Below are 23,704 nucleotides of genomic sequence, written 5' to 3'. Positions count from 1 at the left end.
GATTCCAAGGGGAGAACATGAAAGAACGCAACCCGCTGATCGACGCGGTGCGGGTCGGTTCGGTGGCGCTGGTCGTGTTCGCCCACTGGTTCGGCGCGTACGTCGGCGTGGAGAACGGCGCCGTGCGGGTGGGGATCGGCGTCAGCGGGCCGGTGGTGTGGGCGCTGACCTGGTTGCTCCAGGTGATGCCGCTGGTGTTCTTCGCCGGTGGCTACGCCAACTCGGCGGGTGTCGACGCGGCGCGCGCACGCGGGGAATCGTTCCTGGCGAAGCGCGCCATGGGCCTGATGATCCCGGCGATCCCCCTTGTCGTGCTGTTCAGCGCGGTGAGCACGGTGGGTGGGACGCTCGGCCTCCAGCCGGTCGCGACCGTGGGCCACCAGGTCATGAAACCCTTGTGGTTCCTGGCGATCTACCTCGTCGTCGTCTGCCTCGCGCCGCTCATGGTGCGGCTGCACGACCGCTTCGGCCTGGCCGTCCCGCTCGCCATGGCCACCGGTGTGTCCATTGTGGACTTCGTACGGTTCTCCACCGTGGGACTGGTCGCGGACATCGGCATCGGCGGCGACATCAACTTCCTGCTCGTCTGGCTGACCGCGCACCAGTTCGGAATCGCTTACGCGCGAGGAGCTTTCGCCCGCTTCACGCGTCCGTGGCTGTACGCGCTCATCGCGGTGTCCGTCGCCGCGATGGCCACGATGGTCTTCGCCGGACCGTACCCGCCGAGCATGCTCGGGCTGCCGGGCGTTCCCATCTCCAACCTGTCCCCGCCGACGCTGGCGATGATCGTGCTCTCGTTCGCGCAGGTGTGCGTGTTCCTGTTGGTCGCACGATGGGCCGAGCGCAAGCTTTCCGGTGAGCGGGCGCGGCGATTCCTCAAGCGCGCCAACCCTTCTGTCATGTCGGTGTACCTGTGGCACCTTCCCGCGGGGGCGATGCTCCTCGGGATCGCGTTGCTGGCGCCGCAAGTCCTGTTGCCGTCGCCCGGCCTCGGTTGGTGGCTTTCCCGACCGCTGTGGCTCGCACTCAGCACTCTCGCTCTGATCGGAGTGCTGCGCGTGGTGCGCCGCGTACAGCTCGCTCTGCCCACAGTGGACTCACGATGGCCGCTCGCAGGCTTGCTCATCTGCGCGTACGGCGTGCGCGAAGCCACGCGCCACGGGCTCGATCTGACCAACCCGCACGCATCACACGCGGTCCTCGCGATGACGGTCGGCGTCGCGGTGCTGCTCGTCGAGTCTCAGCGGTCGGGTAACCGCCTCGGTGCCGCGTGGGAACGCAGCGCCGGTGCGACCGGACGCCCGTCGAGCAGCCCCTCCACGCTCCCCGCGTCCAGCGCTTTGCGGTAGACCTCCAGCGCCGCGCGCACGGCGGAGACCGTGTGCTCGACATCGGCTTCGGTGTGCGCCGCGGAGATCACGAAGGACTGGCCGAGCACGCCGTGCCGAAGCAGCTCCTGGAGGAACAGCGTCCGGAATGCCTGGGACGGCTCGCCGTCGGCGTCGGCGGTGGTGAACACGAGGCACGACGGTCTGCCGATGACGGAGACGGCGGGGAAGGTGCCGAGCTCCTTGGACACGTCGTTGACCGCGTCGGCCAGCACGGCGCCCTGCCGCTCCATCACGCCGATCGGATCGGTTTCGCGATAAGCGCGGACCACGGCCCGGAACGCCGCCAGCGACGCCGTTTCGGGACCGTGCGTGGTGGAGAGCAGGAAGACCCGGGCCGCGTCCGTGCGCAGCCCGCCCAGCTCCATCAGCTCGCGCTTGCCGGCCAGCGCGGAGATCGGGAAGCCGTTGCCCATCGCCTTGCCCCAGCAGGACAGGTCCGGCCGCACGCCGTAGACCTGTTGCGCCCCACCGGCCGACCAGCGGAATCCGGTGATCATCTCGTCGAAGACCAGCACCGCGCCCTCGCGGTCGCAGATCTCGCGCACGCCTTCGAGGAAGCCGGGCTCGGGCTCGCGCAGCGCGGTCGCCGCCTCCAGGAAGACGGCCGCGATCTGTCCACTGTGGACTTCGAACAGCGAACGCAGTGAGGCCAGGTCGTTGTAGCGGAAGGAGACGGTCAGCTCCCGGGTCGAGCGCGGGATGCCCGCGTTCATCCCGGCGGTGCCGATGAACCAGTCGTCGACGGAGAAGAACGGCTGGTCGGCGCAGATCGCGACCTTGTCCCGGCCGGTGGCGGCGCGGGCCAGCCGGAGCGCGGCGGTGGTGGCGTCGGAGCCGTTCTTGGCGAACTTCACCATGTCCGCCCCGGGCACCCCGGCGAGGAAGTCCTCCGCCGCGGCGAGTTCCAGCGCGGTCGGCCGGGAGAAGTTGATCCCGTTCGCGATGGCCTCCCCGACCGCGGCGAGCACCGGCTCGTAGCCGTGCCCGAGGGTCACCGAGCGCAGTCCCATGCCGTACTCGACGAAGCGGTTCCCGTCGACGTCCCAGACGTGCGCGCCGCTGCCCCGTTCCAGGACCGGCGCCATGTGCTCGGGGTACTGGTCGCAGGCGCGGGCGTAGGTGTGCGCCCCGCCCGGGACGAGGTCGTGCAGGCGCGCCTGCAGGCGCGCCGAGCGGGTGAAGTCCGTGGAACCGTCGTTGCTGCTCACAGCCAGTCCACATCCCCCGGCAACAGCGACCAGAGCTCGTGGTCGAGCAGCCGCCCGCCGACGTGCATGTGCTCTCTCAACACGCCCTCCTTGTGGAACCCGTTGCGCGCCAGTACGAGCCTGGCCGCTCGGTTGCCGACGCCGACCGGGGCGACGATCCGACGCAGCCCGACCTCGGTGAAAGCGTGCCGCACCATCAGCCGCAACGAGCGCCGCGCCACGCTGGTGCCGTGGAATGCCGAGGCCACCCAGGCGCCGAGCTCCGCGGTGCCGTTCGCGCGGTCGACCCGGTCGAGCACCATCTCGCCGCCGAAGCTCCCGTCCACCTCGATCACCAAGGGCACCAGGTAGCCGTTGCGGGCGGCGCGCGCGGCCGACCAGCCGCGCTCCCGCCACCGCGCCTCGTCGGCGCGCTCCGCCCAGGACTGCTCGCTGCTCGGCCACCACGGCTCCAGCAGGTCCCTGTCCGCGAGGACCGCGGCGGCCCAGTCCGCGGCGTCCTCGGCGCGCGGCGGTCGCAACCGCAGGCGACGGCCCTGGTCCAGCTCGGGGCCGAGGACGGCGGGCCAGCCGGGGTGTTCGGGACGGAGTCGGCGGGCGGCGGCACTCGCGAGCGAGCGGACTCTCACCGTGGTCGACCAACTGTGCACATAGGACACCCTCAGACCGGAAATTTGCTGTCGTACAAGACGGTGTTGATGCTCGGCCCCGCAAGCGGGTCTTCGGTCGCATACCCCATCGGCCGGGGCGGCAAGATAGTTACATGCGAACGGACATCCCGACCGTGCCGATCCTCGGTGTGCGCGTCGCCAAGCTGACCGAACAAGCCGCTCTCGGCGAAGTCAAGCGGCTGTTCGAGGGACAGCAGGAGGCGGTCGTCGTCTACGCCAACGCGCACTCGCTGAACGTGGCCTGCGCGAACCCCGCGTACCGGCGGGTGCTGGCGGACGCCGCGCTGGTGCTCAACGACGGGTCCGGCCTGGCGATCGCGGCCCGGCTGCGGGGAGATGTCTTTCCGGCCAACCTCAACGGAACCGACTTCACCCCGAAGGTCCTGCGCGAGGCGGCCGACCGCGGCGCCGCGGTGTACCTGCTCGGCGGGGAGCCCGGTATCGCCGAGACGGCGGCGGACAAGCTCACCGCGGCGATCCCCGGGCTGAAGATCGTGGGCACCCAGCACGGGTTCTCCCCCGACGTGGAGGCCGTGGTCGGCCGGATCCGGGCAAGCGGCGCGGAGGTGCTGGTCGTGGCGATGGGCAACCCGGCGCAGGAACTGTGGCTGGACCGCTACCTCACCGCGACCGGCGCCCGGTTGGGTATCGCTGTGGGCGCCTTCCTCGACTTCACCGCGGGCAAGGTCGAGCGGGCGCCCGCGTGGATGCGCCGCGCGGGCGTCGAGTGGCTGTACCGGCTGGCCCGGGAACCGCGGCGGCTCTTCCAGCGCTACGTCGTCGGCAACCCGCTGTTCCTCGGCCGGGTGCTCGCCGAGCGCTTCGGTCTGCGGAGGAACACGTGAACCGCCGACGTACTTCTCCCAGCGGAGGCGCCGTGAAACTGTGCTTCGTCACCACCTACCCGCTCGGCAGGCGCGAGCTGGGCGGAAGCGGTTGGGTGGACCGGCGTCTGCTCGCCATGCTGCGCCGCTCGCACGACGTCGACGTGGTGTGCGTGACCGGCGACGAGGGCAGCTGGTCCGACGAGGGCCTGCCCTGCCACTCCGCGGGCTCGGTGCCCCTCGAGGTGCGCGGCGACCGCGCCCGGCTGCTCCGCGTCGCCGCGGGCATGCTCACCAGTCCCGAGCCGTACCTGGCCAGGAAGTTCACGGTGTTCCCGGGCTGGCGCCGCGCCGCGGCCCTGCTCCGGGAGCGCGCGGCCGGTCGCGTGGTGATCACCAGCGGCTGGCCCGGCCTGCTGCTCGCCGAGGCGGCCGGGGTCGCCGTGACCTCGCACATCGCGCACAACGTGGAGTCCACGATCGCGGCGGAGCATTCCCCGCGCGCCCTGCGGCTGCTGGGTGAGACGTGGCGCCTGCCGCGCGCGGAGCGGAGGCTGCTCACGCTGCCGGACAAGGTCTTCACGTTGTCCCGCACCGACGCGTACGTGGTGCGCGGCTGGGGAATCGGCGCCGCGCACCTGCCGCTGCCGTTGATCCCGCAGCCGGCTCCGGTGCAGGCGGAGGCGCTGGGCTTCATCGGCAAGGCGAGCTGGCCGCCGAACGAGCGCGCCCTCGCGGCGCTGGTCGGCCCCGTGCGCGCGGAGCTGGACCGGCTCGGCCAGGACGTGCCCTATGTGTTGGCGGGCAACGGCACCGAGTCCTACGCGGGCCACCGGGGCGTCACCGCGCTCGGCCGCGTCGAGCGGGAGGCCGACTTCTACCGCAGGGTCGGCCTGGTCGTGGTGCCGCGCTTCGGCGCTTCGACCGGGATCAGCGTGAAGATGCTGGAGGCCGCCGAGTACGGTCTCCCCTCGGTGGTGCCACCCCAGCTCGCCGCCGCCGTGGACCCCAACGGCCCGTGGCTGGTGGCGGACGGCCCCGCCGCGACCGCGTCGGTGATCGCCGCGTGGCGAGCCGGAGAGTCCACTGTGGACGTCGCATCGTGGCTCGCCAGGCACAACGCCACCACGACGGAAACGCCTCTGCTCCCCGCGCCGTAGTGCGGGTCAGTCGTCGTAGCTCCCGATCCGCTTGGATTGCTTGGGCTGCTTGGTGACGATCTCGATGCCACCCATGACCGCGTAGCCGTTGATGCGGATGGTGGGCGAGTCCGGGGTGACCGAGTCCTCGTCGACGTTGACGTCCTTGCCGCCCATGAAGCTGAAGCCGCCCACCTCGACGCGCACGCCGGGCGGGACGGTGATCTGGATCCCGCCCATGATGGCCACCGCGGTGATCGTGGTGACCTTGGAGGTGAGCACGGCCTTGCGGAAGTCCAGCTCGATGCCGCCCATCATGGCGAAGGCGCTGATGTCCGCCTCGACCCGCCAGCGGCCGTTGCGCACGGCCCCGCTCATCACCGCGACCGCCCACTGGCGCTTGCCGGTGCCGCCCTCGTACACGGCGGGCAGGGGGGCGGCGGAGGGGCGGGCCACGGGCAGGTCGGCGACGACGAGGTCCAGCTCGCCCCTGGTGCGGGCGGCGTAGGCGAGGCCGACGCGCTCGTTGTACTCGGTCAGGGTCAGGCGGCCTTCGCCGACGGCCTGGTTGAGCAGCTGCGCGATCTGTTCCCGCTCGACATCGCCGACCCGCAACTCGGGCTGGTCATTCATGCCGCCGAGGCTAGCGAATCCGCAAGCCCGCCGGGCACGTCGTTACCGATCAGTCGCCGTTGATGAGCCGCATGGCCAGCTCCGGGTAGAAGGCCCCGGACGAGGTGCCCGCGCCGACGCCGCAGTCGCCGTCGGACTCACCGGGGCGCTTCACCCACAGCAGCGCGTCGGCTCCGCCCGGCCCGCCGACCTGCGGTGGCGCGCCGAGCGACCGGCCGCCGGGGTTGCACCAGGTGCCGTCGGAGCCGTTGCCGTTGCGGCTGGTGTCGACGACGAACCCGGCGTCGACGCTGTGCTGGTCGGCCAGGATCCGCTTGAGCTGCGCGGCGTAGCGGGTGGCGTCGTCGGTGCTGTTGAAGTTGGACACGTTCACCGCGAAGCCCCGCGCTCCCGCGCCGATCCCGGACTCGGCGAGGCCCGCCGCCACCTGGGCGGCCGGGTTCTGCGCGCCGTCGCCGCCGTCGAGGTAGACCCACGTCGAGGTGGCGAGCCGGTTGAGCGCGGACACCGCCGCGGTCAGGATCCGCTTGCGCTCCTGGCGCTGCGCCTCGTCGAGGCAGGAGAGGTGGATCACCGCGTCCGGTTCCAGGATGAGCAGCGCCGGCCGGTCGCCGATCGCCCGCCCCACCACGTCGATCCACCTCAGGTACTCGTCGGCCGAGCGCGCCCCGCCCGCGGAGTGGTTGCCGCAGTCGCGGTTGGGGATGTTGTAGGCGACCAGCAGGGGGAGTTGGCCGCGGGCGTAGGCGCCGGAGACGAAACCGGAGACGCGGCCGTGGGTGTTCTCACCGGCGCCGATCCACCGGGCGGTCGCCTGCCCGGCGATGCGCTGCTCGATCAGGGGAGCCCGGCCGTCCTCGCGGTTGTTCCGCAACCAGGAGACGACGTTGGCCTCCGGGTCGACGTAGAAGAACGTGCCGGACGCCAGGGGGCTCGGCACCGGGTTGGGCGCTCGGGAGGAGTTGCGGTCGGAGCGGTCGGGCGGCGGGACCGGGTCGGGACCGGTGCCGCACGCGGTCAGCAGCAGCGCGGCGGCCATGCCGGCGACCAGTAACCGAACCCTGCGTCTTCGCATTCCGAACACCACCTCTCACCAGCGGAAATGCTACGTCGAGCCGAGCGCCGCTACTCGGCGGCGGCGAGTGCCGAGTCCAAGGTGTGCCGGAACCGAAACCACCCGTACGCGACGACCGCGGCCGTGAGCAGCCCGCCGAGCGCGACGGTCAGTAGCGGGTTCGTCGAGAGCACCCGGATCAGGACCAGTCCCCCGGCGGTCGCGACAGCGGACAGCGATGACGGCAGCATCCCCCGGACTAGCGACACGACCCTGATCCCGGCGCGCCGCAAGCCCCACAGGTGCACCGGAACGGCGACGAGCAACGCCACCGCCGCCTGCGCCCAGCCGATCCCGGGCAGCCCCCACAGCTTCGCGGCGACCACGGTCGCGGGCACCAGCGTCACCAGCCACCACAGCTGGATCAACGCCGACGACAGCGGGGCGCCCACCGCGAGCAGCAGGTGCAGCGCCATGTCGGCGAAGACCCGGCCGATCGCGGCGATCGCCAGCCCGCTGAGCACGACGGCGGCCGGGGCCCACCGGTGCCCGTAGACCACCTCGACGACGGGCTCGGCCAGCAGTGCCAGCGCCACCCCGCCCGGCAGCAGCGCCACCCCGACGAGTCCCATCACCCCGCCCGCGGCGCGGTCGAGGTCGGTGCTGTGCTCCCTGGCTCGGGCGAACACCGCGAGCGCGACCCGTTCGACCGTGCCGGCGACGATCGAGACCGGCCAGTTCGCCACGTTGCTCGCCAGGTAGAAGAACCCGAGCGCGGTCGCTCCGAGCAGGCTGCCGGTGACCATCTGCGGCACGCTCTGCGCGAGCATCACCAGCAGCGAGGACGCCACGACGGAGATCCCGTAGGCGCCGACCTCCTTGAAGTGCTCCGCGGAGAAACCGAAGTTCGGCACGTGCCCGCTGAGCACGAACAGCAGCACCACCACCAGGGCGGTCCCGGTGACGTGCCCGATCGCCAGCGACCACGCGCCCCAGCCGAGGAAGGCCAGCGTGGCGGTCACCGCGAGGTTGACCACGGTGCCGGAGAGGTCGGCGACGAGCCTGCGGGCCTGGGCCAGCTCGCGGGTCAGCATCGCGCCCGGCACGCAGGCGAACCCGTCCAGCAGCACGTTGATCGCCAGGAACCGGACGATCTCGGTGGCGTGCGGGCTGCCCAGCGCCGACGCCAGGGCCGGGGCGCTGACCGCGCACGCGGCGAACGCGAAGGCGCCGCCGAGCACGGAGATCGTCCACGCCGTCGGCAGCATCGGCCGCACGTCCCCCGACCGCCGCACCACCGCCGTTGCCGCACCGAAGTCGTTGAACGCCAGCAACAAGCCCTGCACGACCAGCGCGGTCGCGTACAGCCCGAACTCCTCCGGGGCGAGCAGCCGCGCGAGCACGATGCCCAGCACGAAGGTGCCGACGCGGGAGAGCAGCGTGTTCAGCAGGCTCAGCCACAGCCCGCGGCGGAACCGGCCGGCCAGCCCGCGCCGCTCGGCGGTCTCCGCCCCCGCGGGGAACTCGCCGGTCACCCGAGCGCCTCCCGCGACCAGTCGCTGAAGTAGCTGCCGTCGTGAACGGTGTAGTCCACGGTGACCACCGGCAGGTGGGTCACGGCGGACCGTGCTGAGACGCGGTGCACGAACTCCCAGTCTTCTCTCGGGTGGACCCAACGGGGCCGGGCCCAGGGGTCGAAGCGCAGCCAGGGCGCTCGCCGCACGACGACGGCGTTGACGTCGACCCAGGCGCTGTCGGCGTGTTCCCTGCGGTCGAAGTCCCGCCCCAGAACGTCCACAGTGGACCCATCGAGCCTGCGCCGGTGCAGGTCGGTGTAGACCAGCCCCGCGGACTCCAACGCGGGCAACGCCGTCTCCAGGTGGTTCGGCCGCCACGTGTTGTCGTCGTCGAGGAACGCCACGTACGGCGATCGGCTCAGCCGGAGCGCGACGTTGCGCGCCAACCCCGGGCTCCCGTGGTTGCGGGCGAGCCGGAGAACGGTCAGCCGCGGATCGTCGGGCAGACCGCCGACCTCGCCCCCACCGTCGTCCACCACGATCACCGCGACGTCGGTGACGGTCTGCGCGAGCGCGCTGGTGACCGCGTCGCGGAGCCGATCGGCTCGCCGGTAGGTAGGCACGACGACGGTCACCATGGCCTCGGCCGGTGCGTGCGACCGCGCCAGGCGAGCGACCTCGCGGTGCTCGGCGCGGACCGCGGCGGCGCGCTCCTTCGCGAACCTGACAGCCCACCACCGCTCACCGACCACGTACCTGCCGACCGCGCGCCGCAGCAGCTTCTTCGCCGCGGGCGGCAGCAGTCCGTAGTCACGGTTCATCGTTGTCCCCCGAAGAACTCCTGTGGTGCGGCGGGATTGGTGGGATGCCCGGACAGAAGCGCCCGGCGACCCGCCAGCAGTGCGCGCAGCGCGGCGAGATGCGTCCCCCGCCGCAACGGCAGCCGGATGACCTGAGCCAGGACCAACGCGGCCCACACGCAACGCGCACCGGTCGCGCCGTTCCACCGAGCCGCGTGCACCACGCGGTTGGTGACCAGCTGCGCCCACAACGCCGGGGAGGAGGCGACCTCGCCGCCGCGGTGGACGGCGAGCGCACCGGGGACCTGGCGGATCGACCAGCCGGCGTCCTTGACGCGCAAGCAGTAGTCGACCTCTTCCGAGTAGAGGAACAACTCCGCGCGCCACCGTCCGACACGGGGCCAGACGTGCGGTCCGATGAGCAGCGTCGCACCGTTGGCCCAGTCAGGTTCTTCGTGGTTGCCGACCGGGATTTGCTCGCTCAGCGCGGGAAAGGCCGTCGCCCGCCTGCCGAGCAGAGCGTCGCCGAGCACCCGCGCCGGGGTCGGTCTGCGCCGCAGCGTCGGCTCTGGCTCTCCGGTCGGGTGGGTCACCACCGGCACCGCGATGCCCACGGCGGGATCGGCGAAGGCGTCGAGCAGCGTGCCGACCGATCCGGGGGCCAGGCGGACGTCGGCGTTGAGCACGAACACCGCCTCGCCCTCCTTCGCCCGTGAGAGGCAGGCGTTCACCCCGGCCGCGTACCCGAGGTTGCCGCCCGTCTCCACGACCTCGGCCGTGGGCAGCAGGTTCCTGGCGAGGTCCGCGCTGCCGTCGCCGGAGGCGTTGTCCGCGACCACGACGCGCCACGACGGCACCCCGGTCAGGGCGTCCGGCAGGCTCCGGAACAGCTCGGGGAGGTCCGCTGCGGAGTTGTAGGTGACCACGGCGACCAGCACTGGTGGTCTCATGACGACGTCTCCGCCCGTTCCCAGGACGCGATCGCGCCCCCGACACCGATCAACAGGAAGGTCATACCCTGGAACTGGGGGAACGCCAACGCGTCGAAGGTCGCGAAGCACATCGCGGCGACCGCGAGAGCGCTCCCGACCGCCCACGCCGCGTCCCGCAGCTCGGAGCTGTTCCCCAGCCGCCCCAAGCGGATCCACGCGGCCCGCGCCGAGAACACCGGCACCAGCAGCAGTGCCACCAGCACCAGCAGCCCCGGTATCCCCGACTCGACGAGGGTCAACAGGTACTGGTTGTCCAGGAACGGTTGTGGTGGCGCCGTGTAGGTGCCCAGCCCCTGTCCGCTCCACGGGCGCTGCTCCAGGCGGGAGATGACGTAGTCGTAGTCCGCCAAACGGCTCCAGACGCTGTAGTCGTTGCTGGAGCCCACGACGGTCTGGCTGATCACCGCGAACAGCTTCGGCTCCGCCGTCATGGCCAGTGTCGCGAACACACCCGCCACAACAGCACCCAGCGCCCAGCGGAGAATCCCCAAGCGCGGCAACAGGAAAAGGCCGATCATCGCGAGACCGAGCAGTCCGGTGCGCGAGATGCTGACCACGATTCCCGCGACCAGCACGAGAACGCACCCCCACCACAGGAGCCGCTTGCGCGCGAACCGCGTCAGGTACAGCGCGAGCGGGATCGCCGATGACGACAGCGCCGCGAGTTCGATGGGGTGGTTGGCGAAGCCGAGCGCGCGTTCGAGCCCGCCCCGCGCCAGGTCGATCTTGCCGAGGCCCTGGACCTCCATACCGGGCAAGGAGATCAGCGCGCGCAGATCGGTCTTCACCGCGAAGTGCACGACGGCGGCGAAGGCGGAGGCGGTCACACCGAGCACGACCGCGCCCAGAACCGCCCGCAGCGCGCCGAGCCCGGCGAGTCCGTCGCACGCCAGCAACGCCACCCCGACGCACAGCGCGTAGAGCATCCAGCCGCGACCTGCGCCACCGAGCAGTTCCGCGGGCGTGCCCAGTCCGAGCGCGAGCGCGTGCGCGGCCAGCAGCACGAGGGATCCGGCGAGCACCGTGGCGCGCACCGGGTTCACCTCGATGCGCATGCCCATTCCCCCGGCCGCGCGTGCCACGACCCACCAGATCAGGCAGATCGCGGCGACAAGGCGCGCGGGCGTGAGCGATCCGCCGACTCCGGCGATGACGACGTTCTGCGGCAAGGCCAACAGCGCCGCGAAGACCACGAGAACGTAGTGCGCGGGCACCGTGGCGAAGAACTCACGGGCCGTCCGCCGCCGCACGCTGGTCTTGGCCTTGGCGACGTCGTGGATCGCCACCAGCCGTTCAGTGGCCCCGGCGATCACCGGGCGTCCGAGGCGTCACGGACGCGAGTCACCGGCTCGCCCTGTCCTGCGGGCGTTGGTAGCGGATGCCCAGCGCGTCGGTCTCGCGGTCGATCGAGGTGGGCGCGTTCCGGGTCACCCTGGCCACCGCGGCCCGCGCGGCTGCCGACCGTTCCGCCTCCAGCTGCACCGATGGCTCCGGGTCGACGGGTTCCGGCTCGGCCTCCTCCTGCTTGCGGGCCAGCGCGAACGGCACCCGGGCCCGCCGCTGCTGCGCCCGGTCCACCATCACGACGATGGCCAGCAGGAGCACCAGCCCGATGCCGCCGCTGATCGCGAGCGCCCGCAGCTGCTCGGAGCGCGTCGTGGTGATCGTCTCGGGCCCGACGATCACGGTCAGGCTGAGCTGCCCCTCCGGGGGCACCCGCATCTCGTCCTGCCTGCGCTTGAGCTCCGTGCGCAGCTCCCGCATGGCGATGTCGACCGTGGCGCGCACCGACTCCGGGTTCTGCCCGGTCGCCACGACGGTGATGAACGGGCTGTCGGCGGCGACGGTCCCGCTGCCCTCGTTGGAGATCTCCAGTTCGGCGGTGGCGCCCTGGGCGGCCATGCGCTGCCGCATCGGCGGTGTGTTCACCACCTTCAGCAGCAGGATCGCGGCCTGCCCCTGCGCGGGATCCACGGCGGCGAAGGGGTTGCGGTCCTCGCCGCTGTGCGCGCGCAGCACGAGCATGCTGGCGTTGGCCCGGTACTGCTGCGGGACGAGGAACGCGACGCTGGTCAGCAGGGCGGCAAGGCCCACTGCCAGCACGGCGGCGAGAGCCCACCGCCTGCGCACCGTCCGCAGCAAGTCCAGAGCGTCCACTGTCGTTCTCCGATAACTGGTGAGTCGTGGGTCGGATGGTTCAGGGGCGCCGACGGCCGCCGACCGCCAGTTTCGCCCCTTCGAGCGCCGCCTTCGCCACGTTGCGCGCCATCGGCACGGCGTTCGCCCGGAACCACGGGGACAGGGCGAGCATCGCACGGGCGCGATCGACGAGCGGAAGCGGCGACCGGCGAACCGCCCGGAGGTACCAACCCGCCTCCTCCACGTTGGGCAGGACCAGCTTGCGGTCGTCGGTGCGCTGCGTGCGGTACCACTCGCGCTGCGAGGTGCACTGGGTGAGCCGCCGCTCGTGCAAGCGGTGCAGCAGCAGCCTTTCCCGCACCTCGACGAACGGCCCGTACAGCGCCAGCTCGGCGATCAGGATGCGGTCGTTGTTCTTCACCGGGGGCAACAGCTGCGTCCGGCGCAGCACCTCCCGGCGGAAGAGGCCGTAGCAGTGGTAGTTCTCGTGCTGCTTGGCCATCAGGTCGCGCAACCGGGCCACCGGGTCCGGGTGGCCGGTGTCGCAGACGTCGTCCCACCCGCCGATCTCCTCGCCCGCGCTGTCGATCTGCGTCGCGGAGCTGAACGACAGCACCGCGTCCGGCCGGTGCCGCAGCGCCTCGTAGAGCTTGGCCAGCCGGTCCGGCCGGTAGGCGTCGTCGGCCGCGGCCCAGATGAAGTACGGGCTGTCGACCTCCTCGACCAGCCTGTTGTGGTTCGCGGTCACGCCGACGTTGCGCGGCCGGCGGTGGTAGACGACGCGCTCGTCGTGACGGGCGAGCTCGCTGCACAGCTCCTCGGTGCCGTCGGTGGAGCAGTTGTCGGCGATGTGCAGCTCGAAGTCGACGCCGGTCTGGCTGAGCAGCGATCGCAGCGCCACCTCGATGTACGGCAGACCGTTGTACACCGGCAGGGCGACAGCGATGGGGGCGGCGGCGCGGCCGACCAGCGACGGCGCCGGGCGCGGAGAGGCTTGTTGTTCCATGGCTTTTTCCCTGGCTCAGGCGATGGACAGAGGGGCGAGCGGGTCCGGGCGCGGTTCGGCGATGACCCATCGCCCACCGTTGGCTTCGATCTGCGGCAGTGCGGTCCTGGCCTCGGTGGCCAGGTCGGGTAAGAAGAGCAGGACCTCGTCGGGTTCGGCCGCGACCAGTTCCGCCGGCGAGATCACCGGGACGCCGCTGCCCGGCATCCGCCGCTTCTGCTTCGCGGGCGCGGCATCGGCGATGGCGGGCAGCAGCACGCTGTCGATCCCGGCCCGGCACAGCAGCGCTACGGCGCGCGAGGCCGCGCCGTAGCCGTACACGCGCCGACCGGCCTGCCGCTGCTCGGTGAGGTAGCGGCGCAGGGCGTCGGCCGTCGCGGCGGCCTCGTCCTGGAGCACCCGCAGCCGGTTCGGCTCGGTGATCCGCATGGCCTGCTCCTCGCCCAGCAGCGCGCGGACGATGTCGTCCGGCTCCGCCGTCCTGGAGGCGGCGAGCAGCACCGTGCCGCCGTAGAGGTCGAACGTCCACGCGGTGCGCGCCTTCAGCCCGGCCGCCGCCAGCATGGTGACCAGCGCGGTGGTCGAGTAGTACGCGTAGTGCCCGTGCCGCAACGCGTTCCACTGTCCACATCGGATGATCGTGGCCAGCGAGTGGTACTGGACCAGCAGCACGCCGTCCTCGCTGAGCCGCCCGGCCCGTTCGGCCAGCGCCGCGGCCTGGTCGGGGCAGTGCATCATCCCGAAGCAGTCCAGGATGACGTCGGCCTCCCCCTCCGCCACCGGCCGCAACCCGCGCTCGCGCAGCATGCCGAGCCAGCTCCCGCCGTGCGGGCTGCCGTACTCCGCGACCCGCGCGCCCTGCGGCAGCAGCCCCGCCCTGGACACCCGGTGCACCGCGTCGCGGGCCTGGGCGACCAGCGCGGCGGGCTCGGCGCCCCTGGGCTCCTCCGGCACGGTCGGGTCGGAGAGCAGCTGCGCCAGCCCGCAGCCCGCGCACAGCCACATCTGCAGCGGGTGCCGGGCGTCCGGCCCCGGTTCCACCAGGCGGGGGAAGTGGTCGGAGGCGGGCTGTCGGCCCAGATCGAGCACGATCTGCCCGTTCCGGCCCCTGCACGCGCGACACACCGGCTCGCTCATCACATCGGCCCCATCGCGCAGGTCAGCGGTTTCGCTACACGTGTACCGAACCGGGTGAACGCCGTGATCGAACCGGTAGCGACGAAGATGTGCGCGTGCTGGTTGAGACGACGTCGCTGCCCGGGGTGCTGGTGTTCACGCCCACCCCGCACCGCGACGACCGCGGACTGTTCACCCGGACCTTCAACACCGAGATCGCGCGGGCGCACGGGCTGGACCCGAACGCCTTCACGCAGGACTCGCAGTCGCGCTCCCGCCGGGGCGTGCTGCGCGGCATGCACGGGCGCTCCGGACGCGGCGAGGCGAAACTCGTCCGCTGCGCCCGGGGCGCTGTGCACGACGTGCTCGTCGACGCCCGCCCGGACTCCCCGGCCTTCGGCAGGCACGAGGCGTTCCTGTTGGACGACAACACTTTCCGGCACCTGTACGTGCCGCCGGGGATGTTGCACGGCTTCCAGGTGCTCACCGACTGGGCCGATGTCTGCTACCGCATCGACCGGCCGCACGACCCCGCAGAGGACGTCGCAGTGCGCTACGACGACCCCGATCTGGCCATCTCCTGGCCGGCCGAGGTCGAGCTGATCAGCCCGAGGGACGCCGCCGCCGGTTCGTGGGCGGCGTTGCTGGGCGAGTAGCTCGTTCACGGAACGGGTGCACCCACCGGTCGCATGTCCTGCGCGAGGCTGCCCGCCGCCTGCCGGTCGGCCAGCCTCGCCAGGCGGGTGAAGCGCTTGGTGAAGGCGTGCTCGGTCAGGCCGTGCTCGACGTAGGCCGCGTGCAGCTCGACGGCGCCCGCCGCGACCGTCCACTGTGGAGAGAAGGCGGGCAGGTACTTGGTGATGCGGGCGAAGTCCACCCGGTAGGAGCGCGGATCGGCGCCCGCCTCCCCCGTGATCACCAGCTTCGAACCGGGCACGGCCTCCACCACGGCCTCGGCGATCTGCGCGACGGTGAGGTTGTTCGCCGCCATGCCCACGTTGAAGGCCCGGCAGTGGATGGACTCGCGCGGCGCCACGAGCGCGGCCAGGAACGCGTCGGCGATGTCGGCGGCGTGCACCAGCGGGCGCCACGGCGTGCCGTCGGAGAGCACCCGCACCTCACCGCTGAGCACCGCGTGACCGACCAGGTTGTTCAGCACGATGTCCGCGCGCAGCCGTGGCGAGAAGCCGAAAGCCGTCGCGTTGCGCAGGAAGACCGGGCTGAAGTCGTCGTCGGCGAGCAGCACGAGGTCGTCCTCGACCCGGACCTTGCTCTCCGCGTACGGCGTCACCGGGCGCAGCGGAGCGTCCTCGCCGACCAGGTCCTCACCCGCCGCGCCGTACACCGAACACGTCGAGGCGTAGAGGAAACGACGCACTCCGGCCTCGCGCGAGAGCTTGGCCAGCCTGGTCGAGGCGAAGTGGTTGATGTCGTAGGTCAGCGACGGCGCCAGGGAACCCAGCGGGTCGTTGGACAGCGCGGCGAGGTGGATGACGGCGTCGAAGCCGCTCAGCTGGTCGACGGTGACATCGCGCAGGTCCACCGCGATCGTCGGCGGGTCCTCAGGCGAGGGCCCGAGCACGCAGTCGGCGAACAGCCCCGAGTCCAGCCCGACGACGTCGTGCCCGGCCTCGGCCAGGCGCACCGCCATCACACTGCCCAGGTACCCCTGGTGTCCGGTCAGCAGGACACGCATCGTCATCCCTCTCCCAAGCCGAGCACTACCTTGTCCACGAAGAAGGCCTCGGCGTAGCGGGCGCGGCACTGCACCCCGCGCATCCGGGCCAGGCCGAGGAAGGTCTCGGCGTCGAACCAGTCCCGCCCGCGCTGCGACGGGTAGTGCGCGTCCAGCAGCTCGGCCTTGCGCAGTGCCACGCTCGCCGCCAGCGGCACGAAGGCGACCGGCTGCCCCTGGTCGCTGTCCCACTTGATGATCTCGTACCCGAGCACGAGCTGGTCCCGGAACGCGGTGGTCAGCAGCTGCGCCAGGGTCCGGTGGTCCTGGTGCGCGTCGTGCTTGGCAGGTCCGATCACCACATCCGGGGAAACCTTGCGCGCCAAGGACTCCAGCGCTTCCTTCACCCGGTCCCAGTGCGCGGGCATCCGGCCGTCCGGCAGGTCCAGCACCTCGACGTCCAGGTGCGCTCCCGGGCAGAAGGCGGCCAGTGCCGCGCGTTCCTCCTCCTCGCGCTTGCTGCCCGCGCCGCTGAGCACGAGCGCCGTGACGCGCAGTCCCGGCGAGGCGGCGCAGGCGGCCAGCAACGTGCCGCCCGCGCCGATCGCGATGTCGTCGCAGTGCGCGCCGAGCACGACCACGCTGCCGAGTTGGTCCGGCGCAAGGGAAATCACCTCAGCGCACCCCGCTCAGCCGGAGCACCTCGACCTGTGCCTCGGGTTCTTCCTCGCGCTCCCACAGCATCCACGGCCGGTCACCCGCGGCGTAGTCGCGCTCCAGCGCCGCCCGCTCCTTCACCGTGTCCGCGGGCTGCCAGAAACCCTTGTACGGGTAGGCGATCAGCCTGCCCTGCTTCGCCAGCGCGCCGCAGCCGTCCTCGACCAGGTCGCCTTTGGGCGGCAAGTGGTCGAACACCTCCGGGCGCAGCACGAAGTAGCCGCCGTTCTCCCACAGGGGCAGGCTGCTGACCGCGGTGATGCCGGAGACCCTGCCCTCGTCGCCGACCTCCACGCAGTGGAAGGACTGCTGCGGCGGGACCACCATCATCGAGGCCGCCGCCCCGGAGCTGCGGACCCGCTCCACCATGTCGTCCAGCGGCGCGTCGGTGAGCACGTCGGCGTAGTTGGCCAGGAACATCTCCTCGTCCTCGACGAGGTGGCGAACCCGGCGCAGCCGCTCCCCGATCGGCGAGTCCTGCCCGGTGTTGACGAAGGTGATCGTCCAGTCGCTGATGTCCGAGGACAGCAGCTCCACCTTGCCGCCGCGCAGCACGAAGTCGTTGGACGCCGCCTCGGAGTAGTGCAGGAAGTAGTCCTTGATGTACTGCGCTCCGTAGCCCAGGCACAGCACGAAGTCGGTGTGGCCGAAGTGGGCGTAGTAGCGCATCACGTGCCACAGCAGCGGGCGCGGGCCCACCGGGTGCATCGGCTTGGGCAGGTCGTCCGCGGAGCCCGTGCGCATCCGCATCCCGTACCCGCCGCAGAACAGAACGACCTTCATCGGCCAACCTCGACGATCTCAAGAGTCGGAACGGGGAAGACGAGCCGTCCACCCCAGTCGCCCACGTAGCTCAGCTGCGCGGTCAGCTCCTCGCGCAGGTTCCACGGCAGCACGAGCACGTAGTCGGGCCGGTCCTCGGCGATCTGTTCGACCGGCAGGATCGGGATCCGGGTGCCCGGCGTGAACCGGCCGTGCTTGTAGGGATTGCGGTCCACCGTGTAGCGCACCAGGTCCGGCCGGATCCCGCAGTAGTTCAGCAGCGTGTTGCCCTTGCCCGGCGCGCCGTAGCCGACCACGGTCTTGCCCTGCTCGGCCGCCTCGATCAGGAAGGCCAGCAGCTCCCACCGCGACCGCTGCACGGCCTTGCTGAACTGCGCGTAGCCGTCCACGTCGTGCAGCCCGGCCGCGCGCTCCGCCGCCAGCACCTCGGCGACCGCGGCCGTCGGCGTCGAGCCCGTGCCGAACGGCCTGGCCCACAGGCGGATCGAGCCGCCGTGCGTGGGCACCAGCTCCACGTCGACGAGGTCGAGCCCGCCCGCCGCGAGCGCCCGCTGCGCCGAAGCGACCGTGTAGTACTGGAAGTGCTCGTGGTAGATCGTGTCGTACTGGGTGTGCTGGATCAGCGTCAGCAGGTGCTGGACCTCGATCGACACCCAGCCGTCGTCGGCGACCAGCTCGCGCAGCCCCTGGGTGAAGCCGAGCACGTCCGGGATGTGCGCGTAGACGTTGTTGGCCACCACGAGGTTCGCCACCCCGTGCTGCGCGCGGATGCGGCCCGCGGTCTCCGGGCCGAGGAACTCGGTGACTGTCGGGACGCCCTTCGCCCGCGCCGCCTCCCCGACGTTCACCGACGGCTCGATGCCCAGGCAGCGGATGCCCGCCGCCACCACGTGCTGCAACAGGTAGCCGTCGTTGCTGGCCACCTCCACGACGAAGGAGTCGGGGCCGAGTCCGAGGCGACGCGTGGCGGACTCGACGAACCGGCGGGCGTGCTCCACCCACGAGGTGGAGAACGAGGAGAAGTAGGCGTACTCGGTGAAGGTCTCCTCGGGTTTGATCAGCGGTGGCAGCTGCGCCAGCAGGCACTGCGCGCAGACCCGCAGGTGCAGCGGGTAGGTCGGCTCCGGCTCGTCGAGCTGCGCCTCGGTGAGGAACAGCTCGCAGGGCGGGCTCGCGCCCAGGTCCAGCACGCTGTGCAGCTCCCGCGCGCCGCAGAGGCGGCAGGAGGTGCTGCTGCCGACCCGGCCCAGCCGATCGGTGACGCCGGTCGAGCCGGTCAGGCTTGTCGTGCTCATGCTCAGTACGCTCCCTTGCCGCCGACGACCGCCGACACCGTCTTCCACAAGATCACCAGGTCCATGGACAACGACCAGCTCTCCACGTAGCGCAGGTCGATCCGGACCGACTCCTCCCACGAGAGGTCGCTGCGCCCGCTGACCTGCCACAGCCCGGTCATGCCCGGCTTCACCAGGAGCTTGCGCCGCGCGTCCTGCCCGTAGCTGGCCACCTCCTCCGCCAGCGGCGGCCGCGGCCCCACCAGCGACATCGAGCCGAACAGCACGTTGAGCACCTGCGGCAGCTCGTCGAGGGAGTATCGGCGCAGCACCGCCCCGACCCGGGTCACCCTCGGGTCGCGGCGCATCTTGAACAGCGGGCCCGAGCCCTGGTTCGCCGCGGCCAGCGCGTGCCGCAGCTGGTGCGCGTCGACCACCATCGAGCGGAACTTCAGCATCGGGAACGCCTGCCCGCCCCGGCCGACGCGGTACTGCCGGTAGAACACCGGTCCGCCGTCGTCGAGCTTGATCGCCGCCGCGATCAGCAGCAGCACCGGCGCGGCCAGCACCGTCAGCACCAACGCGCCCACCCGGTCCATCACCGCCTTGATCAGGCGCGGGATACCGCTGAACGTGGGGGCGCTGACCCACAGCATGGTCAGCCCGAACACCGGGGCGACGTGCAGCCGCGGCCCCGCGACCTCCATCAGCGTCGGCGTGACCACCAGTTCGGCGGTGCCGCCCTCCAGGTCCCAGGCCAGCCGCTGCACCCGATCGGGGGTCCATTCCGGGGCGGGCGCGACGGCCACCACCCGGTAGCCACCCAGTCGGGTGCGCTCGACCAGTTCGTCCAGGTTGCCCACCACCGGGACCCCGTCGACCTCGGCGACGCGCCCGATGCCCAGCCCGTCCGGGGTGCACACCGCCTCGACGCGCCAGCCGATGTGCGAGTCGGACCTGGTCCGCCGGATCAGGTCGTGCACGGCCTCCACGGTGCCCGCGGCGAGCACCGGAAGCAGGCAGCTGCCTTCCCTGCGGCGGGCGTGCAGCACCTTCCGCAGCAGGTAGCGCTGGCTCACCGCGGTGACGGCCAGCGCGGGCATGCCCACGAACACCCACGGCCGCAGCTCGTCCAGCCGCACCGCCAGCGCGATCACCGACAGCGCGAGCATCGCGATCACGGCCGCCCGGCCGACCCTGCGGAACTCCTCGGGTCCCTGGCCGAGCACCCGGACGTCCCACGCCCGGCACAGCGAGAGCATCACCACGGCGACCGCACCGGCTCCCCCGGCGAGCACGCCCGCCCAGCGCGGCGAGTACGCGGCGCTACCGCTGACGGCGGCGCCCACGGCCACCAGAGTGGTCGTCGCCACGATCGCGCAGATGTCACTCACGATCACCGACCGCTGGTAGCGCTGTTCCCAACCGAGCGTATTTTTCGGAAGTTGTAACGCGGGGTTGGCAGCAAACGATGTATTCGATTTCGACGTCCCGGGCAGAACGGATGTCACTTTTTCACCTCAGTGGTCCACGCCACACACCTTAGGCGCAAAGAGGTGTAACTCCTTCGAAAAGCCCTGTTCAGGCCCCTGGAAAGTGCACAGCACAACGCCGTTGGGAATTTACCGGCAAGTCGACCCCGCTTCGACTTTCCATCCACGCCAGCATCGCGCCGGGCATCAATTACACCCCGTCGCCGAGCAAACGTAATCAATTCAAGAAAGTATCTGCCATCGTCCGTTCGGGGGAAGCCGGAAGGACTGAGCGTGACGGTTGACCGTTCCCGCTGGTAGGCGCGTCAGGACCGGGCGCACCGGGACGGTTACGTGCCATGATCGTTGTCACTCGGTCATCGGAGCACGTCCACGACCGTGATGCGGCGGAGATCCCACCGTTGTCTCCCGCCCCGGCCCCTCGTTCCGCGGAGGCGGGATGACACCCGAAACAGGGACACCGCGCCGGCTCGGATCGGGCCGGGCGGGCCTGGTCAGGTACGGCCGCAGCAACCGGGTCAGCGCCAGCCCCGGCGCCAGCAGCGGCACCAGCAGGGACAACGCCGCGGCGACCACCCCGGCGCGCAGCACGTCCCTGGGCAACAACCCGATCCGTCGCACGATCATCCGGCCACGATTGGGTAGTGAGAGCACGGCCAGGAGGGTGATGAAGCCGGCCATCGCGCCCGCCGCCCGCGTGAACGCGGGGACGTAGCCGAGGCCCTCGCCCGCCACCATCAGCACCAGCCACCCGGCGAGCGCCGGCACCTGCGCCCGCGCGCTCGTCGCCGCCCACAGCAGTCCCGCGGCCACCGCCAGCCAGCTCAGCAGCCCGTGGTGGAGCGGGTCCCGCAACCACGCCGAGACCGCCGCCGGCCAGCCAGGGTCCGGCACGCCGAACCTGCCGGTCACCGACCGCAGCACGTCCAGCGGCGACCACCGGGCACCGCCCTCGACGAACTGCCCGCCGACCCACGCCAGCGCCCACAGCGACACCGGCACCGCCAGCACCAGCTGCGCCCTCGGCCGGGCCACCAGCGCCGTCCACACCTCGCCGAGACCCCGAACCGCCGCAACCACCACCGCGTCTCTCCCGCCGCCACTCGTGTCCTGATCGTGGTGGCGGCGAAACCGGCGGGCAACCCGGAGAACCCGGTGGGAACGGGCGAACACCGGCACTACCCGCCGGTATCACCCTTCTGGCCCGCCGGAGCCCGAGAGCGGTGTGAAGACAGGGAAACACCGCACGTGGCACCATCGGGGTAGGAAGCGGTCGGTGCGTACGTGTCCCCCGGGCCTCACCCCTTCGGCCGTCGTGGAATACCGGTTGCGCTGGAGCCACGTCGGGCCATTCGCCGAGAGGCGACCTACGTACCGGCCCTTCCTCCTGCTTCGTACGCCGCTGCAAGGTCATCACCTCATCGAGCGGTGTACCCGGGCCCTCAGAGGCGATAACACGACGATCAGCCCTTGACAGCACCACCGAGCTGGTTGCGGATGAAATGTCGTTGTGCCAGCAGGAAGACCACCGCGACGGGGATCGTCGAGACGAGCGCGATCGTGAGTTTCAGCGGTAGCTGCTGGCCCTCCCCGAGCGCCCCGCTGACCAGCCGCGCCAGCCCGAGCGTCAGCGTCTCGTACCGAGTGTCCGAAGTGGACACGAGGAAGTGCGCGAACTCGTTCCAGGAGCTCTGGAACGCCAGCACCGCCAGGGTGGCCAGCGCGGGCCGGACCATCGGCAGCACGACGTTCCACCAGGTGCGCACCACCCCGGCCCCGTCGATCCGCGCCGCCTCCTCCACCTCGCGGGGGATCTGCTCGAACGCCTGCTTGAGCAGGAAGATCCCGATCGCGTCGGTTATCAGCGGCAGGATCATGCCCAGGTAGGAGTTGTACATCGAGAACTGGCGCAGCAGCAGGAACTTCGGGATCAGCAGCACCACGGCGGGCACCGCGGCCAGCGCCAGCACCCCGGAGAACACCAGCCGGCGGCCCGGCCAGCGCAGCCGCGCCAGCGCGTAGCCCGCCATGGCGTCCACCAGCAGCCGCCCGAAGGTCACGCAGAGCGTCACCAGCACCGAGTTGGCCAGCCAGCGCGGCACCTCCATCGAGGGATCGGAGGCGACCCGCTCGTAGGAGGCCGTCGTCGGCGGGGCCGGCACCAGGGACAGCGGGTTGGCCACCGCGTCCGCGTCCGTTTTGAAGGTGGTGACCAGCTGGATCACGAACGGCCCCAGGTAGCAGACCGCGCCGAGCAGCAGGACCGCGTAGGCGAGCGCGCGCTTCATGACGTCCTCCCGTCGCGCAGCAGGCGCCGCTGCGCCCAGGTCAGCGCGACGATGATCGCGAAGAGCAGGAAGGCGATCGCCGCGCCGAGACCGTAGGAGCCCTCGGCGAAGGACCGCTGGTAGGACAGGAAGGCCGGGGTCAGCGTGGTCTTCGCCGGGTTGCCCTGGCCCATCACGTAGATCTGGTCGAAGACCTGCCAGCTGCCGATCAGCCCCATGGTCAGCACCAGGAAGACGGTCGGCATCAGCATCGGCACGGTGACCCTGGTGAACCGCTGCCAGCGCGTGGTGCCGTCCACGTCCGCCGCCTCCAGCACGTCCTCCGGCAGGTTCTGCAGGGCGGCCAGGAAGATCAGCATGAAGGTGCCCGAGGTCGTCCAGATCACCAGCATCGTCACCGCCGCCATCGCCACAGACGGCCCGGACAGCCACTCCCACAGCGTCAGGCCCCACAGCCGGGTCCCGCTCAGCCACTCCGGCGGCGCCGCGGGATCGACCAGGCCCAGCGCGCCCAACAGCTCGTGGACCACCCCGCGCGGATCGGCGAACCAGGTCGGCCCGTCGACGCCGAACCAGCCCAGCACCGCGTTGATCGCGCCGGAACCGGAGAACAGGAAGAGGAAGACCACCGAGATCGCCACGGAGCTGGTGACCGAAGGGAAGTAGAACGCGGCGCGGAAGAAGCCCCGCCCGCGCAGCGCCCGGTTGTGCACGACCATCGCCAGCCCGAGCGCGAGCAGGGTCTGCGCGGGCACCGAGATCGCCACGAAGTAGAAGGTGTTGCGCACGCTCAACGCGAAGTCACGCCGTGCCAACCCGTCCTCGGTCAGCAGGGCGGCGTAGTTGTCCAGCCCCACCACGGGCGCCTTGCCCGACAACGGGCTGTACGTCCCGTCCCAGTCCAGCACGCTGACCCACAACGCCAACAACATCGGCAGCAGCACGAAAGTGACCAGCAGCGCGATCCCCGGAGCCGCGAACAAC

The 23,704-nt window shown here is 71.3% G+C and carries 23 protein-coding genes; 4 read left to right on the top strand and 19 right to left on the bottom strand.

Annotation, left to right across the window (positions count from 1 at the left end; all coding sequences use genetic code 11):
- Positions 1-17 precede the first annotated feature (17 nt).
- Positions 18-1,349: an acyltransferase family protein gene (locus BLT28_RS35450; RefSeq protein WP_052407632.1), complete on the top strand. Its 1,332-nt coding sequence runs from the start codon at positions 18-20 to the stop codon at positions 1,347-1,349.
- Here BLT28_RS35450 and BLT28_RS35445 read toward each other — a convergent pair.
- Positions 1,241-2,599 carry a glutamate-1-semialdehyde 2,1-aminomutase gene (locus BLT28_RS35445; RefSeq protein WP_030431116.1) on the bottom strand — a complete coding sequence of 453 codons (1,359 nt, stop codon included), beginning with the start codon at positions 2,597-2,599 and terminating at the stop codon, positions 1,241-1,243. The genes BLT28_RS35450 and BLT28_RS35445 overlap by 109 nt on opposite strands.
- Positions 2,596-3,228 carry a GNAT family N-acetyltransferase gene (locus BLT28_RS35440; protein WP_052407631.1) on the bottom strand — a complete coding sequence of 211 codons (633 nt, stop codon included), beginning with the start codon at positions 3,226-3,228 and terminating at the stop codon, positions 2,596-2,598. The genes BLT28_RS35445 and BLT28_RS35440 overlap by 4 nt, the downstream gene beginning before the upstream one ends.
- Positions 3,229-3,362: 134 nt before the next feature.
- On the opposite strand from BLT28_RS35440, the gene BLT28_RS35435 reads away from it, so the two are divergent.
- Complete coding sequence (locus tag BLT28_RS35435; RefSeq protein ID WP_043812630.1) at positions 3,363-4,115, top strand: WecB/TagA/CpsF family glycosyltransferase; 753 nt, start codon at positions 3,363-3,365, stop codon at positions 4,113-4,115.
- A 32-nt stretch (positions 4,116-4,147) separates the two neighbouring features.
- Positions 4,148-5,254: a glycosyltransferase gene (locus BLT28_RS35430; protein WP_030431113.1), complete on the top strand. Its 1,107-nt coding sequence runs from the start codon at positions 4,148-4,150 to the stop codon at positions 5,252-5,254.
- Between the two features lie 6 nt (positions 5,255-5,260).
- Here BLT28_RS35430 and BLT28_RS35425 read toward each other — a convergent pair whose 3' ends face one another.
- Genes BLT28_RS35425 through BLT28_RS35385 form a run of 9 tightly spaced genes read right to left on the bottom strand, consistent with a single transcriptional unit; the run spans position 5,261 to position 14,511 of the window.
- On the bottom strand, positions 5,261-5,866 hold the full coding sequence (locus BLT28_RS35425; RefSeq protein ID WP_030431112.1) for a DUF1707 SHOCT-like domain-containing protein: 606 nt from the start codon (positions 5,864-5,866) through the stop codon (positions 5,261-5,263).
- A gap of 49 nt (positions 5,867-5,915) precedes the next feature.
- Positions 5,916-6,941, bottom strand: a complete 1,026-nt coding sequence (locus tag BLT28_RS35420; RefSeq protein WP_030431111.1) for a glycoside hydrolase family 6 protein — start codon at positions 6,939-6,941, stop codon at positions 5,916-5,918.
- 50 nt (positions 6,942-6,991) lie between these two features.
- Positions 6,992-8,455 (bottom strand): oligosaccharide flippase family protein, encoded by a 1,464-nt coding sequence (locus BLT28_RS35415; RefSeq protein ID WP_030431110.1) that lies wholly within the window; start codon positions 8,453-8,455, stop codon positions 6,992-6,994.
- Positions 8,452-9,258 (bottom strand): glycosyltransferase family 2 protein, encoded by an 807-nt coding sequence (locus BLT28_RS35410; protein WP_052407629.1) that lies wholly within the window; start codon positions 9,256-9,258, stop codon positions 8,452-8,454. The genes BLT28_RS35415 and BLT28_RS35410 overlap by 4 nt, the downstream gene beginning before the upstream one ends.
- A complete protein-coding gene (locus tag BLT28_RS35405) occupies positions 9,255-10,187 on the bottom strand; it encodes a glycosyltransferase family 2 protein (protein WP_081900493.1) in 933 nt (310 codons plus the stop codon). Before BLT28_RS35405 ends, BLT28_RS35410 begins: the two co-directional genes overlap by 4 nt.
- The gene (locus BLT28_RS35400; protein ID WP_030431107.1) at positions 10,184-11,542 is read right to left on the bottom strand and encodes an O-antigen ligase family protein; all 1,359 of its coding nucleotides are present in this window, start codon (positions 11,540-11,542) and stop codon (positions 10,184-10,186) included. The genes BLT28_RS35405 and BLT28_RS35400 overlap by 4 nt, the downstream gene beginning before the upstream one ends.
- 28 nt (positions 11,543-11,570) lie before the next feature.
- A complete protein-coding gene (locus BLT28_RS35395; protein ID WP_030431106.1) occupies positions 11,571-12,386 on the bottom strand; it encodes a YveK family protein in 816 nt (271 codons plus the stop codon).
- Between the two features lie 40 nt (positions 12,387-12,426).
- Positions 12,427-13,374, bottom strand: a complete 948-nt coding sequence (locus tag BLT28_RS35390) for a glycosyltransferase family 2 protein (RefSeq protein WP_052407627.1) — start codon at positions 13,372-13,374, stop codon at positions 12,427-12,429.
- A 15-nt stretch (positions 13,375-13,389) separates the two neighbouring features.
- Positions 13,390-14,511, bottom strand: coding sequence for a class I SAM-dependent methyltransferase (locus BLT28_RS35385; RefSeq protein WP_043812627.1), 1,122 nt, complete (start codon positions 14,509-14,511; stop codon positions 13,390-13,392).
- 95 nt (positions 14,512-14,606) lie between these two features.
- Here BLT28_RS35385 and BLT28_RS35380 point away from each other — a divergent pair, with 95 nt between their 5' ends.
- Positions 14,607-15,146 carry a dTDP-4-dehydrorhamnose 3,5-epimerase family protein gene (locus tag BLT28_RS35380; RefSeq protein ID WP_030431103.1) on the top strand — a complete coding sequence of 180 codons (540 nt, stop codon included), beginning with the start codon at positions 14,607-14,609 and terminating at the stop codon, positions 15,144-15,146.
- Between the two features lie 5 nt (positions 15,147-15,151).
- Here BLT28_RS35380 and BLT28_RS35375 read toward each other — a convergent pair whose 3' ends face one another.
- From BLT28_RS35375 to BLT28_RS35340, 8 genes are all read right to left on the bottom strand, one after another.
- Positions 15,152-16,186 carry an NAD-dependent epimerase/dehydratase family protein gene (locus BLT28_RS35375; protein WP_030431102.1) on the bottom strand — a complete coding sequence of 345 codons (1,035 nt, stop codon included), beginning with the start codon at positions 16,184-16,186 and terminating at the stop codon, positions 15,152-15,154.
- Positions 16,187-16,188: 2 nt separating this feature from the next.
- Positions 16,189-16,839 (bottom strand): PIG-L deacetylase family protein, encoded by a 651-nt coding sequence (locus BLT28_RS35370; protein WP_030431101.1) that lies wholly within the window; start codon positions 16,837-16,839, stop codon positions 16,189-16,191.
- 1 nt (position 16,840) lies between these two features.
- Positions 16,841-17,665 carry a glycosyltransferase family protein gene (locus tag BLT28_RS35365; protein WP_030431100.1) on the bottom strand — a complete coding sequence of 275 codons (825 nt, stop codon included), beginning with the start codon at positions 17,663-17,665 and terminating at the stop codon, positions 16,841-16,843.
- Positions 17,662-18,960: a class I SAM-dependent methyltransferase gene (locus BLT28_RS35360; RefSeq protein WP_081900492.1), complete on the bottom strand. Its 1,299-nt coding sequence runs from the start codon at positions 18,958-18,960 to the stop codon at positions 17,662-17,664. The genes BLT28_RS35365 and BLT28_RS35360 overlap by 4 nt, the downstream gene beginning before the upstream one ends.
- Before the next feature lie 2 nt (positions 18,961-18,962).
- Complete coding sequence (locus tag BLT28_RS35355) at positions 18,963-20,339, bottom strand: sugar transferase (protein ID WP_231950531.1); 1,377 nt, start codon at positions 20,337-20,339, stop codon at positions 18,963-18,965.
- 441 nt (positions 20,340-20,780) lie between these two features.
- Entirely contained in the window at positions 20,781-21,515 is a 735-nt protein-coding gene (locus tag BLT28_RS35350) for a hypothetical protein (RefSeq protein WP_052407626.1), read from the bottom strand.
- Between the two features lie 380 nt (positions 21,516-21,895).
- Entirely contained in the window at positions 21,896-22,720 is an 825-nt protein-coding gene (locus tag BLT28_RS35345) for a carbohydrate ABC transporter permease (RefSeq protein WP_030431096.1), read from the bottom strand.
- Complete coding sequence (locus BLT28_RS35340; protein ID WP_231950530.1) at positions 22,717-23,703, bottom strand: carbohydrate ABC transporter permease; 987 nt, start codon at positions 23,701-23,703, stop codon at positions 22,717-22,719. The genes BLT28_RS35345 and BLT28_RS35340 overlap by 4 nt, the downstream gene beginning before the upstream one ends.
- Between the last annotated feature and the right edge of the window lies 1 nt (position 23,704).

The organism is Allokutzneria albata, from assembly GCF_900103775.1.
GTDB lineage: Bacteria > Actinomycetota > Actinomycetes > Mycobacteriales > Pseudonocardiaceae > Allokutzneria > Allokutzneria albata.
Note: the sequence above shows the minus strand (reverse complement) of the source record. Positions and strands in the feature narration are given on the sequence as shown.

Coding starts and splice junctions, on each gene's coding strand:
- BLT28_RS35450 (WP_052407632.1), top strand. CDS start 18: ATGAAAGAACGCAACCCGCTGATCGACGCGGTGCGGGTCGGTTCGGTG.
- BLT28_RS35435 (WP_043812630.1), top strand. CDS start 3,363: ATGCGAACGGACATCCCGACCGTGCCGATCCTCGGTGTGCGCGTCGCC.
- BLT28_RS35425 (WP_030431112.1), bottom strand. CDS start 5,866: ATGAATGACCAGCCCGAGTTGCGGGTCGGCGATGTCGAGCGGGAACAG.
- BLT28_RS35420 (WP_030431111.1), bottom strand. CDS start 6,941: ATGCGAAGACGCAGGGTTCGGTTACTGGTCGCCGGCATGGCCGCCGCG.
- BLT28_RS35410 (WP_052407629.1), bottom strand. CDS start 9,258: ATGAACCGTGACTACGGACTGCTGCCGCCCGCGGCGAAGAAGCTGCTG.
- BLT28_RS35405 (WP_081900493.1), bottom strand. CDS start 10,187: ATGAGACCACCAGTGCTGGTCGCCGTGGTCACCTACAACTCCGCAGCG.
- BLT28_RS35390 (WP_052407627.1), bottom strand. CDS start 13,374: ATGGAACAACAAGCCTCTCCGCGCCCGGCGCCGTCGCTGGTCGGCCGC.
- BLT28_RS35385 (WP_043812627.1), bottom strand. CDS start 14,511: ATGAGCGAGCCGGTGTGTCGCGCGTGCAGGGGCCGGAACGGGCAGATC.
- BLT28_RS35375 (WP_030431102.1), bottom strand. CDS start 16,186: ATGCGTGTCCTGCTGACCGGACACCAGGGGTACCTGGGCAGTGTGATG.
- BLT28_RS35365 (WP_030431100.1), bottom strand. CDS start 17,665: ATGAAGGTCGTTCTGTTCTGCGGCGGGTACGGGATGCGGATGCGCACG.
- BLT28_RS35360 (WP_081900492.1), bottom strand. CDS start 18,960: ATGAGCACGACAAGCCTGACCGGCTCGACCGGCGTCACCGATCGGCTG.
- BLT28_RS35345 (WP_030431096.1), bottom strand. CDS start 22,720: ATGAAGCGCGCGCTCGCCTACGCGGTCCTGCTGCTCGGCGCGGTCTGC.